This window comes from Bacillales bacterium (assembly GCA_035700025.1).
In the GTDB taxonomy this organism is placed as follows: Bacteria; Bacillota; Bacilli; order Bacillales; family DASSOY01; genus DASSOY01.
In genome coordinates this window covers 1-11,653 of record DASSOY010000046.1, presented here as the reverse complement: position 1 = coordinate 11,653, position 11,653 = coordinate 1, and the positions used below count along the sequence as shown (strand labels likewise).

Sequence of the window (11,653 nt, the reverse complement as noted above, 5' to 3'; positions counted from 1 at the left end):
GAGCATCCGGGTAACGATGTGAAGACGTTCCATAATGAGCAGGATGCGTATTGTAAAAGTTTATTTGCTGCAGGCGACGAGGGGGTACGCGATTTTCAAAACACACATGAAGCCTTCAAGGTTTGGTGGGACAGTTTCGCCGGGCGTTTTTCGGTAGAACGATCGATTGACGAAAAACGAGACAAATTGTATGAAAAATTGTCGGCGGCGACAGAAGGAAATGCGTTGAACATCGGGATTATTTATGACGACTGCCGTTTGGCGGACACGGATGGAGCGGCGTCTTATGCGGTCGCTTCCATCCGAGATTTTTACGTAAATGAGAAAGAATTAGCGGCGAAATGGCAAAAAAGACCCGGCTAAGGGTCTTTTTGTTCAGTCAACGGCTTTTGTTAGAAAGAATTCGCGGACGTCCTGCCAGTTGTCGACACGAACGTAGCCGGTTTCGTGCACGTTGTGCGGAGCGGTAAACAAAATTCCTTGGCCGCGGAACCTCTTGAAGTTTTTCACGTTGTCGTCGATCAAGTAATCGGCATTGATGATGCTTTTATCGCCGCAAAACACAAAATTTTGTTCGCAAAGGAACGGAAAATGTTCGCGCAGCCAGTCATACTTGGCGGCGAAGGAAGCTGGGACTTCCATCGCGGCGGTGGCAATGAAGATTTCGTAATGCTCGTTCAGTTCTTCGAGCACTTGTTGGCTGTCGCCGATGACCTCAAGGTCGCGAAAGAAGTTTTCGTCGTCGTAATACGCTTTGATTTCTTTTTTCAAATGCGGCCGTGCATGAGCGATTTTTTTCCCCATCAAGTCTTCCGGCGTCAAGGAATCGTCGTAATCCTCATTGATCAATGCGAGATGTTTCGCTAACGCATCGGCCATGACTTCATCCATGTCGACGGCAATCCTGCTTCTCATTCGATTCTCCACTCCCTGTCGATCTGTTTTCTTATAAGTTTAGCACAAATGTATGATGACAGCGGAGGGCATTTTCGGTTACACTTTAGGGGAACAAACTTTCTCATTTGAACGGAGGCAGAATGATGGTTTCAAGGTGTGATTGGGCGGGAAGCGATCCCGATATGGTGGCGTACCATGACCATCAATGGGGCGTCCCGCTTCACGACGACCGGCAATTGTTCGAAATGCTTATTCTTGAAGGGGCACAAGCCGGCTTGAGCTGGTCAACGATTTTACATCGCCGTGACGGGTACCGAAGGGCGTTTGACGGGTTTGATCCTGAAATGGTGGCCCGTTATGACGAGGATAAAATTGCGACGTTGCTGCAAGATACGGGCATCATCCGAAACAAGTTAAAGGTTCGTTCGGCGGTGACGAACGCGCAATATTTTCTCGAGGTGCAAAAAGAATTCGGCTCATTTGCCGATTACATATGGCAATTTGTCGGCGGTCAGCCAATCGTCAATCATTGGCAGTCGCATGATGAAGTGCCGACAACGACGCCGGAGTCGGACGCGATGAGCAAAGACTTGAAGAAGCGCGGCTTCAAATTCGTCGGTTCGACGATTTGTTATGCCTACATGCAGTCGACTGGAATGGTCAATGACCATCTCGTCCGATGCTTTCGACACGAGGAGCTGAAATGATCGAGATCCGCACCGCGCGAGCGGCGGATTTACCGGGCATATTGGCGATTTATAACGAAGTCGTCCAACATTCGACGGCGACTTTTGATCTCGAGCCGCAGACGGTTGAGGAACGACGGGCTTGGTTCGACGCATTTGACGATCGACATCCGTTCCTCGTTGCGGTCGACGACGACGGCACGATTGCCGGATACAGCTATTTATCCGTGTTTCGCGGGTGGCCGGCTTACGCCGGGACCGCGGAATCTTCGGTGTATGTTCATAAAGATTATCAGGGGCGCGGCTTGGCGGAACGGCTGATGCTGGAGCTGTTGGGTGCGGCCAAGACACTCGGCTATCACGTCATCGTCGCCGGCATTTCGAATGACAGTCTTCCGAGCGCGGCGTTACACCGTAAGCTTGGCTTCGAAAAAGTCGGATGCTTTAAGGAAGTCGGCTGGAAATTCGGCGAGTGGCAGGATGTGTGTTTCTATCAGCTTACATTGGAATAACCCTTGCCGCATTTTCGGCCGAATCGTCCCTCCAAGTCATGTAAGGAAACGTCGAAGGGTGTAAAATAATCGAGCAGTCAAATGGAAAAGGGGACATCCAACGTGTGGGACGAAATTTTTGCCGAAACCGATTTTCTCCACATGGCGAACGAAGACAGTTTTGCCGCCCAAGGGAATTGCCTTGCCGTGCTGAAGAAGATGAAAAGCGAGTCGGTGGATTTGATTTTTGCTGACCCTCCTTACAATCTCGGGAAAGATTTTGGGAACAACAAAGATCAATGGAAGAACCTCAACGAATACGTCGAGTGGTGCAAATCATGGATTGACGAGTGCTTCCGCGTCCTAAAGCCGAACGGAACTTTTTACTTAATGACGGCGACCCAGCATATGCCGCATTTGGATATTTACATCAATGAACATTACAACGTCTTATCACGGATTGTTTGGACTTATGACAGTTCGGGGGTGCAGTCGAAGAAAAACTTCGGTTCCCTTTACGAACCGATTTTGATGGCGAACAAAAGCGCGAAGAACGAATTTACATTTAATCACGAAGCCATTTTGGTAGAAGCGAAAACCGGAGCGTCAAGAAAGCTGATCGACTATCGCAAAACGCCTCCGCAGCCGTACAATACACAAAAAGTGCCGGGAAACGTGTGGGATTTTCCGCGGGTCCGCTATAAAATGGACGAATACGAGAATCATCCGACTCAAAAGCCGGAGGCGTTGTTGGAGCGCATTATCTTGGCCTCAAGCAATGAAGGGGACGTCGTGCTTGATCCGTTCGCGGGGTCGTTCACCACTTCGGCGGTCGCGGTGAGAAACAGCAGGAAAGCCGTCGGCATCGATATGCATGAAGATTATTTTAAAATTGGCTTGCGGAGAACGGGCATCGCGAGGCAATATCAAGGGGAACCCTTGATCAAAGACAAAAGCCGGAAAACGAAAAACAAATCCAAAAAAGACCATGCCGAAACCGAAAATGAAAAACAAGAAGCGGACTCAAAAGGTTGTTAAAATACAATTTTGCGAGTCAAACATTTTCGGTGGACCGAAAATCTCATGTATTGTTAAAATCGTGCATCAGATTCGCTATTTTCCTAATATGCCCGGTTTTTAGATGGAAATGCTCATGAGAAGCGTTATTTTCAAAAACCGCCCGGTCCTCGTAGTGATTTCCGGGATTTCGGCGGAAATAGCGCTCCCTATGAGCGATCATCGTTAAAACCGACAGATTTGTTCAATATAGCGACTCTCATGAGCGATTCCAGCACTTCGACCGTGAAAACCCTTTTCAAATGAATGAACGGGGGGCAGCGGAGAGATAACGACGATCGGAAATTGTCGGTGCCACCGACAAATTGACGACAAACGTAGTCGGAATTCCGCCGTCGTTGCCATTCGTTCTGCCGGTTTTATATAACATGACCGGCTGTTTTTTGATAGATGCGGTATAGAAGCTTTCCGTTTGTTCGGCATTTGCGCGTCGCCGAGTCTCGTTTGATCGGGAGTTCGCTTGTTATCGGGGAAAAAATACTTGCGGAATTCTTCGTTGCACCGGCAGTTCAAGGCGTGGTTGTGCAGTTTGTTACCGAACGGTATCTGGCTTTGCCGCGAAGAGGCATCTTTGAACATCATTCCTTCGTACGTTTCATAATCGCCGCTTTCAACAACCGCGGGTGTTGCTGGAAGCTTTCACGGACGCCGTCTCTTCACAAGATATTGAATCAGCGGCGCTTTGTCTATGGTTTCTGCGTTTGAACTGTACTCGGTCAATGCTTTCCAAACGAAATCACTCATCGTAATCAGGTCCCTCCAATGGTTTCCCACACCTTGCTCAACGCAGCGATCCCGTGCGTAAGTTCATCTTAGCCTTGATTTTCCGCATTCTCAACGAAGCCAGCGGCTTTTTTTTCTTAACAGGGTTGTATTCGGAGCGAAAATTTTATATCCTATGTAGTGATAATGATTCTCAATATCAACTATCACGAAAGGAGTTCTTCGATGGTTTCGAAGTTTCTGCAAGAAAATAAGTATTCGTCTCTTTTGTTGGCCGGCATTCGTTTGTTCCTTGGATGGAAGTGGTTTCATGCGGGATGGAGCAAACTCGCAAGCGGCGGTTTCGATGCAAGTGGATTTCTTCGCGGCGCCGTCAAAAAAGTTTCTGGCGAGCATCCGGCCGTACAGCCGTGGTGGGGAGAAGCGTTGGAAGCTGTTGTCCTGCCGAATGTCGAAGTATTTAATGTGCTCATTCCATGGGCAGAGTTTCTCGTCGGTATCGGCTTGATTTTCGGACTCTTTACGAGCGCCGCTGCATTTTTCGGCGTCGTCATGAACTTTGCCTATATGTTTTCCGGTTCAGCAGGGATCAATCCGTTGATGGCATTACTCGGCATCTTCTTGATCACTGCCGGATGGAACGCAGGAAAGATCGGATTCGACCGTTGGGTGATCGAGTATTTCCGAAAACGGACGGGGAAATCAAGGTCGTTGACGGCGTGATCATTCAGGAAAAGTAAAGCCTCCTTACTTGGGGAGGAAAGCAAGCCGACCGAGAAGTGGGGGACGACTGAAAGAGACAGATGGAGGTGATGGAGGTTTGTCGCGGCCGGCTTGTTACGGCCCCGTTGATGAATTTGTGAGTGAACATAGCCGAAATAAAAAACGGCCGGGGATCCGGTCGTTTTTCAATGGGCAAGATGCTTGCCGATGATTTTATGTTCGAGGCGCTGCAATCTTTTCGTACGCGACCCGGTGAAAAGCACGAGCGAAATCCAGATCATTACAAAGGCCGCGAGGTCGTCTGCGTTAAACGGCTCGTCGTAGACGAGCGTGCCGATGAACAGCATGATTGTAGGCGCGATGTATTGCAGGAAGCCGATCATCGCCAGCGAAATGCGGTTCGCGCCGGCGGCGAACAACAACAGCGGCACGGCGGTAACGATGCCGGTGCCGAGCAAGAGCAGCAGCAAGCGGACGTCGCCGAGCGGGAGCAGGCGGTCGGGTGACGTGTTGAACGCGAGCAAATAGAGCAGCGCCGCAGGGGTGATGAAGGCGGTTTCGATCGTGAGGCCGGTCATGGCGCGCACGTGCACCTTTTTCTTCAGCAGGCCGTACGTGCCGAAGCTGAAGGCGAGGATGAGCGAAATCCATGGAAATGTGCCTGCATGAAAGGTCATGATGAGCACGCCGACCGTCGCCAATAGGAAAGACACGATCTGCAGGAGCGAAAGTTTTTCCTTCAGAAAAACGATACCGAGCAGGACACTGACGAGCGGGTTGATGTAGTAGCCGAGGCTCGCTTGCACGACGTGATCGTGGTCGACCGCCCAGATGAACATGTACCAGTTCACGGTGATGACGAGCGAGGCGGAAATCATAATCGCCATCTTCGTGCGATTTTTTCGCAAAAACGTAAAGTCTTTCTTGAGAAGGGTCATCTTTTTCATGACGCCCAAGACGAGCAGCATGAACACAAAAGACCAAATGATCCGGTGCGCGAGAATTTCCTCCGCCGTCGCACCAGTGATCCATTTCCAATAAATCGGTAAGATGCCCCAAAGAAAATAGGCCCCGAAGGCCGCCCATCCCCCGAGCCGCAGTTCGCTTTCTTCCGGTGTTCTCATTTCCACTCCCCCGCCCATTCCTCAATCTACACGAACGACCCACCCCCTCCGGGGGCGGGCCGCCGAATTTTTTTTTATTACAAAGAATCGTGGTCGACGTGCCGCTCGCCTTTCAGCTCGCTCAGCAAATTGACCGCCACTCTTGCGCCGTCGCCGCTCGTGATGATCGTATGCACGCTCACCCCTCCGGCGGTGCCTGCGGCCCAAATGCCTTTCGTGCTCGTCCGTCCTTCTTCGTCCGTGACGACCACTTTTTTCACATACGGCTCGACGCCGTCCTTCGTCTCAAGCCCGATCGTTTCCGCCAATTTTTGATTGGCGCCCGTCGTCAAGATCACGTAGGACGCTTCGTAAGTATCGCCGTCTTTCGTTTCGGCTTTGAACGTGTCGCCTTCTTTGACGATGTTCGTCACGGTCGCCTTTTTCACTTCCGCGCCGAACTGTTCCGTTTGCTTATGTCCTTCTTCGACGAGGTCGCCGCCTTTGGCGTCTTGCACTCCGTAATGGTTGCGCACCCATGCGCGCTGGGTGAGGCCCTTTGCGTCATCAAGAATCAACGTTTTCTTGCCTGCCTTGGCGGTGAAAATCGCTGCGCTCTGACCTGCTGGACCGCCGCCAACAATGAGAATGTCGTACATCGAAACACCTCCGTGAACAATGGTTTATGAATAGGGTACCACACTTGACGAAATTGTTGAGGAATTTTGCTCGCCAATCGAAGCGGGCACCGCATCCGTGATGATGCCTTGTTTATTTCTCAAACGCGTAATCTCTTTCCACCTTACAAATGCGCACCGTGTAATTTTTATACCACTCGTCTTTCCCTTTTTGCTGGGCGAATTGATGGGCGGCATGTTTTTTCCAAGCTTGAATCGCGTCTAAAGACTCCCAGTAGGAAACGGTAATGCCTAGATCGTCGTCCCGTGCACTTTCGATGCCGAGAAATCCCGGTTGTTTGGCTGCCAGCCTCGTCATTTTTTCTGACATTTTGCCGTAGCCGTTATCGCCTTCGGTTCTTTGCGAGCTGAAGATCACCGCATAATACGGGGGCTCGGGCGTGCAGGCGCGTTCGTCCATTTTCATCCATCCTTTTTCGGTCGAATCGAGGTTCCTGCTGTAACTATATCAATTTTTTTATAAAATTGCGGCGACGACTGCTTCAACTGGGGGCCGCACCGGGGCATGGGGCACGAATGCTAGGGCGCGGCCGGCGCATTTCGGGACATCCTCCAAAGGACGGTCGTTTCGCTCCAAAGCAACGGGTTTTCGCTCCAATTGCATCGATTTTCGCTCCAATCAACGTCATTTTCGCCCCAATCAACGCTTAAGTCTGTGGATAACTCCTTCCCAGCCCTTTCCTGTCGTGTTTTGCCAAGCGGCATCCGCGAAAATAACAACCAAAAAGCAGAAAATCTCCGCAAATGACACGTTTCCGGGAAGAAAATCGTGTCATCGAGGCGTGATATCGACGGCCGGCGATCCAGCTAGCATGGCACCAATCGGAAACTCGGGGTTGATCGCCCTCTGGACGTCCTCTGCTTCACAACACCGCAATAGCCGCCAATGCTTGGCGCGCGGGCAAGAATCGTGCATGTTTTGTTTTGCTCCAATCGATGCGGTTTTCGCTCCAATCGATGCCGTTTTGGCGCAAATGAACCCCCTTTTCGCTCCAATCCCCGTCATTTTCGCCCCAATCGCATACGGAATCTGTGGATAACTCATAATTTTACCGAAGTTCCTCACGATGAGCAGGCGGGAAAAATCAAAATGTGTGTCATATGAAGCGAATTGCAGTTGAAATTGTCTCGGAAACGGCCAAAAAACACGTGACGGCCATGAATGAAAGCCAAGTCGGAAATTTCGCTCATGCAGTCGCGCGAAAAGTGTTTCATGCATAGACACGGACACCATCGAAGTTATTCCACCTCGTGGATTTGCTTCGCAAGTTTGCCCGTCCTGCGCTAGATTTGGTATCATAGGAGTATTGCAGAGACGACTTTTCGGAGGTGAAAAGATGACCCGTTTGAATAAACAAGACGTGGAACATGTCGCCCATCTCGCTCGTTTGTCTTTCGGCGAAGAAGAGCTTGAAAGGTTCACGAAGCAGCTGGACGATATTATCGAATTTGCGGAGCAATTGAACGAATTGGATACAGAAAACGTTGAACCGACGACGCATGTGCTCGAATTGAGCAACATATTGCGCGAAGACGAGTCAAGAGTATGGTTGACGCGTGAAGAGGCACTGAAAAATGCGCCGGATCAACAGGACGGCCAGGTGAAAGTTCCGTCGGTCCTCGAATAAAATTTGTACGGGGTACACGCTCGAAGTTGGAGGGCTGTACGGTCGCCCGAAGACTGCGTTGGACCACGCGGTCGTAAACTTAATCCAGACGCAATGAACAAAGTGAGTCTAAGGAGGGATTCCATGTCTTTGTTTGATAAAAAAGTGCCGGAATTGCACCGGTTGCTGCATAAAAAAGAACTGTCGGCGGCTGACCTCGTCGACGCTTCTTATAAAAGAATCAGCGAAGTCGACGGCGAGATTCAGGCATTCCTGACGCTGGACGAAGAAAAAGCGCGCGCAGCCGCGAAGAAACTGGACGATCACCGCGGCACAGACCGTGAACACGGGCTGTTGTACGGCGTGCCGATTGGCTTGAAAGACAACATCGTCACGAAAGGCTTGAAGACGACCGCAGGGAGCCAGTTGCTGGCGAATTTTGAGCCGATGCACGATGCGACCGTCGTGGAGAAGCTTCGGGACGCGGAAACGGTGACGATCGGGAAATTGAATATGGACGAGTTCGCGATGGGCTCGTCCAATGAAAATTCCGGCTTCCGCCCGGTCCGTAATCCGTGGAACACGGATTACGTGCCGGGCGGATCGAGCGGAGGCTCGGCCGCCGCGGTAGCGGCGGGCGAAGTGCCGTTCGCGCTAGGGTCGGATACGGGCGGATCGATCCGCCAGCCGGCCGCGTTTTGCGGCGTCGTCGGCATGAAGCCGACGTACGGGCGCGTGTCGCGGTTCGGGCTGATTGCGTTTGCTTCTTCGCTCGATCAGATCGGCCCGATCACGAATTCGGTGGAGGACAACGCGTACTTGCTGCAAGCGATCGCCGGTCACGACAAGATGGATTCGACGTCGGCGGACGTGGACGTCGATGACTACTTGTCGGCGTTGACGGGCGATGTGAAGGGCTTGAAGATCGCGGTGCCGGAGGAGTATTTGGGCGAAGGCGTGCAGCCGGAAGTGAAGGCGCGCGTCGAGGAAGCGCTGAAGCAGTTGGAAGCGCTCGGAGCGACATGGGAAGAAGTGTCCCTGCCGCATTCGAAGTATGCGGTGGCGACGTATTATTTGCTGGCGTCGTCGGAAGCGTCGGCGAACTTGGCGCGCTTTGACGGCGTACGGTACGGAGTTCGCAAAGAGGCGGACAATTTGATTGAAATGTATAAAAAAACGCGCAGCGAAGGTTTCGGAGACGAAGTGAAGCGCCGGATCATGCTCGGCACTTTTGCGCTCAGCTCCGGATATTACGATGCGTATTATAAAAAAGCGCAAAAGGTGCGCACGTTGATCAAGAAAGACTTCGAAGATGTGTTTGAAAACTACGATGTCATTCTCGGGCCGACAACACCGACGCCGGCGTTTAAGATCGGCGAGAAGATCGACGATCCGCTGACGATGTATGCGAATGACATTTTGACGATTCCGGTGAACTTGGCCGGCGTACCGGCGATTTCTGTACCGTGCGGTTTGGCTGACGGCTTGCCGGTCGGTTTGCAAATCATCGGAAAAGCGTTTGACGAAAGCACGGTGTATCGCGTCGCGCATGCGTTCGAGCAGGCGACGGAGCATCATCAGTTAAGACCGTCCTTGGAAGGAGTGGGACGATGAACAACTTTGAAACGATCATCGGGCTCGAAGTCCATGTGGAATTAAAGACGGAATCAAAAATTTTCTGCGGCTGTTCGACTGAATTCGGCGCCCCGCCGAATACGCACACATGCCCGATCTGTCTCGGCCATCCCGGGGTGCTCCCGGTGATGAATCGGCAGGCCGTCGATTTCGCGATGCGCGCTGCGATGGCGTTGAATTGCGAAATCGCGACGGACACGAAGTTCGACCGCAAAAACTATTTTTATCCGGACAACCCGAAAGCTTATCAAATCTCGCAATTTGACAAGCCGATCGGCGAGAACGGCTTTATTGAAATTGAGGTCGGCGGCAAGAAGAAAAAGATCGGCATCACCCGTCTTCACCTTGAAGAGGATGCCGGCAAGCTGACACACGCGGACGACGGCGATCATTCGTTGGTTGACTTCAACCGTGTCGGCACGCCGCTCGTTGAAATCGTATCCGAACCGGACATGCGTACGCCGGAAGAAGCGTATGCGTATCTTGAGAAGCTGAAGGCGATCATCCAATATACAGGCGTATCGGACTGTAAAATGGAAGAAGGTTCGCTGCGCTGTGACGCCAACTTATCAATTCGTCCGTACGGGCAAGACGAGTTTGGCACGAAAACCGAGTTGAAAAACTTGAACTCGTTTTCGTACGTGCAAAAGGGCTTGGAATTCGAAGAACAGCGCCAGCAAAAAGTACTCATCACCGGCGGTATCATCGAGCAGGAAACACGCCGTTTCGACGAAGCGACGAAGGAAACGATTCTCATGCGTGTGAAAGAAGGATCGGACGACTATCGGTACTTCCCGGAACCGGACCTCGTGAAGCTGCACATCGACGACGATTGGAAGCAGCGCGTGCGCGAAGAAATTCCGGAGCTGCCGGACACACGTCGCGAGCGTTACATGCAAATGTTCACGTTGTCGGAATACGACGCGAGCGTGCTCGTGCAAACGAAAGCGATCTCGGATTTCTTCGATGAAACGGTGAAAGCAGGTGCGGATCCGAAGCAAGCCGCTAACTGGCTGATGGGCGAGGTATCCGGATATTTGAATTCGAAAAACGCAGAGATCACGGAAGTGCCGATGCAGCCGGAAGGATTGGCGAAGCTAATCCAGCTGATTGAGAAAGGCACGATATCTTCGAAAATCGCGAAGAAAGTGTTTAAAGCCTTGATTGAAAAAGGCGAGGATCCGGAGGAATTTGTAAAAGCGAAAGGCTTAATGCAAATTTCCGACGAAGGCGAACTTCGCAAGATCATCATGCCGATTCTCGAAGAGAACGAACAGTCGATGATTGATTATAAAAACGGCAAAGACCGGGCGCTCGGCTTCCTCGTCGGGCAAGTCATGAAAGCCTCAAAAGGCAAAGGCAATCCGCAAATGGTCAACAAGATCATTTTGGAGGAAATTGATAAATTGTAGCTTAAAAAACTCCCCGGCCGGGGAGTTTTTTTGGAATCGATCATGACAGACGTTATTTTGCAAAAATGAACGGGTTTTTAAAAAAATCGATCACTGAGAACGCTATTTTCCGAAGATGGTGAGAATCACGGTGGCCTTTGCGTGATTTCGAGAAAATAACGCTCCTCATGCACGATTCCATCTTAAACCCGGAGTTTTAAGGAAAATAGCGAGTCTGGTGCACGATTTTTTCCATTTATAAACTTAAAGCGGGGATCGTCTTGCCGGTTTCGAGCAAGCTTTTCAAGTTGCTCAAGATTGCCGGCCAGCCGTTGTTCAAGCCCTCGAACGTCTCGGGATCGTCGACGATGTCTTGCGGGGCCAGATTCTCGTGCTTCACCGTGAGCCTGACGGCTCCCTCGACCGGCTTCAGCTCGAATGTCAGCACCGTCGGTCCGCTGCGCTCTGTTTTGTCACCGGTGTGCGTCCATGTGAAGGACAGCACGCGCGGCTTCTCGCAGCGCAGGATTTCGCCGTAATCAGTCACTTCGCCGTTCCGCGAATACGTCACCTGTGAACCGACCTGCCAGTCGGATGCAATGTGAGTGCCGAAAAAATATTG

General features: G+C 51.4%; 14 protein-coding genes. 8 read left to right on the top strand and 6 right to left on the bottom strand.

Annotated elements, in window-relative coordinates:
* Window positions 1-363 (top strand): hypothetical protein (locus tag VFK44_07505; GenBank protein ID HET7628219.1); only part of this gene is annotated, 363 nt, incomplete at its 5' end.
* 12 nt (window positions 364-375) lie between these two features.
* Here VFK44_07505 and VFK44_07500 read toward each other — a convergent pair.
* The gene (locus VFK44_07500; GenBank protein ID HET7628218.1) at window positions 376-915 is read right to left on the bottom strand and encodes a 5'-3'-deoxyribonucleotidase; all 540 of its coding nucleotides are present in this window, start codon (window positions 913-915) and stop codon (window positions 376-378) included.
* Window positions 916-1,037: 122 nt separating this feature from the next.
* On the opposite strand from VFK44_07500, the gene VFK44_07495 reads away from it, so the two are divergent.
* From VFK44_07495 to VFK44_07480, 4 genes are all read left to right on the top strand, one after another.
* Window positions 1,038-1,604 carry a DNA-3-methyladenine glycosylase I gene (locus VFK44_07495; GenBank protein ID HET7628217.1) on the top strand — a complete coding sequence of 189 codons (567 nt, stop codon included), beginning with the start codon at window positions 1,038-1,040 and terminating at the stop codon, window positions 1,602-1,604.
* Entirely contained in the window at window positions 1,601-2,095 is a 495-nt protein-coding gene (locus tag VFK44_07490) for a GNAT family N-acetyltransferase (GenBank protein HET7628216.1), read from the top strand. Before VFK44_07495 ends, VFK44_07490 begins: the two co-directional genes overlap by 4 nt.
* Before the next feature lie 102 nt (window positions 2,096-2,197).
* Window positions 2,198-3,112 (top strand): adenine-specific DNA-methyltransferase, encoded by a 915-nt coding sequence (gene yhdJ / locus VFK44_07485; GenBank protein ID HET7628215.1) that lies wholly within the window; start codon window positions 2,198-2,200, stop codon window positions 3,110-3,112.
* A gap of 987 nt (window positions 3,113-4,099) precedes the next feature.
* Window positions 4,100-4,597 (top strand): DoxX family protein, encoded by a 498-nt coding sequence (locus tag VFK44_07480; GenBank protein ID HET7628214.1) that lies wholly within the window; start codon window positions 4,100-4,102, stop codon window positions 4,595-4,597.
* A 185-nt stretch (window positions 4,598-4,782) separates the two neighbouring features.
* Here the strand turns inward: VFK44_07480 and rarD are convergent, their stop codons facing one another.
* The 4 genes from rarD to VFK44_07460 form a co-directional block, all read right to left on the bottom strand.
* Window positions 4,783-5,721 (bottom strand): EamA family transporter RarD, encoded by a 939-nt coding sequence (gene rarD, locus VFK44_07475; GenBank protein HET7628213.1) that lies wholly within the window; start codon window positions 5,719-5,721, stop codon window positions 4,783-4,785.
* Window positions 5,722-5,798: 77 nt separating this feature from the next.
* The gene (locus tag VFK44_07470) at window positions 5,799-6,359 is read right to left on the bottom strand and encodes an FAD-dependent oxidoreductase (protein HET7628212.1); all 561 of its coding nucleotides are present in this window, start codon (window positions 6,357-6,359) and stop codon (window positions 5,799-5,801) included.
* 112 nt (window positions 6,360-6,471) lie between these two features.
* Entirely contained in the window at window positions 6,472-6,798 is a 327-nt protein-coding gene (locus tag VFK44_07465) for an antibiotic biosynthesis monooxygenase (GenBank protein HET7628211.1), read from the bottom strand.
* 372 nt (window positions 6,799-7,170) lie between these two features.
* Window positions 7,171-7,443 (bottom strand): hypothetical protein, encoded by a 273-nt coding sequence (locus VFK44_07460; protein HET7628210.1) that lies wholly within the window; start codon window positions 7,441-7,443, stop codon window positions 7,171-7,173.
* A gap of 292 nt (window positions 7,444-7,735) precedes the next feature.
* On the opposite strand from VFK44_07460, the gene gatC reads away from it, so the two are divergent.
* The 3 genes from gatC to gatB all read left to right on the top strand — a co-directional run bounded on the left by gatC (window position 7,736) and on the right by gatB (window position 11,052).
* Window positions 7,736-8,026 carry an Asp-tRNA(Asn)/Glu-tRNA(Gln) amidotransferase subunit GatC gene (gene gatC, locus VFK44_07455; protein HET7628209.1) on the top strand — a complete coding sequence of 97 codons (291 nt, stop codon included), beginning with the start codon at window positions 7,736-7,738 and terminating at the stop codon, window positions 8,024-8,026.
* 123 nt (window positions 8,027-8,149) lie between these two features.
* Complete coding sequence (gatA, locus tag VFK44_07450; protein HET7628208.1) at window positions 8,150-9,619, top strand: Asp-tRNA(Asn)/Glu-tRNA(Gln) amidotransferase subunit GatA; 1,470 nt, start codon at window positions 8,150-8,152, stop codon at window positions 9,617-9,619.
* The gene (gene gatB / locus VFK44_07445) at window positions 9,616-11,052 is read left to right on the top strand and encodes an Asp-tRNA(Asn)/Glu-tRNA(Gln) amidotransferase subunit GatB (protein ID HET7628207.1); all 1,437 of its coding nucleotides are present in this window, start codon (window positions 9,616-9,618) and stop codon (window positions 11,050-11,052) included. Before gatA ends, gatB begins: the two co-directional genes overlap by 4 nt.
* Before the next feature lie 235 nt (window positions 11,053-11,287).
* Here the strand turns inward: gatB and VFK44_07440 are convergent.
* The coding region (locus tag VFK44_07440) for an SRPBCC domain-containing protein (GenBank protein HET7628206.1) at window positions 11,288-11,653 on the bottom strand (366 nt) is incomplete at its 5' end.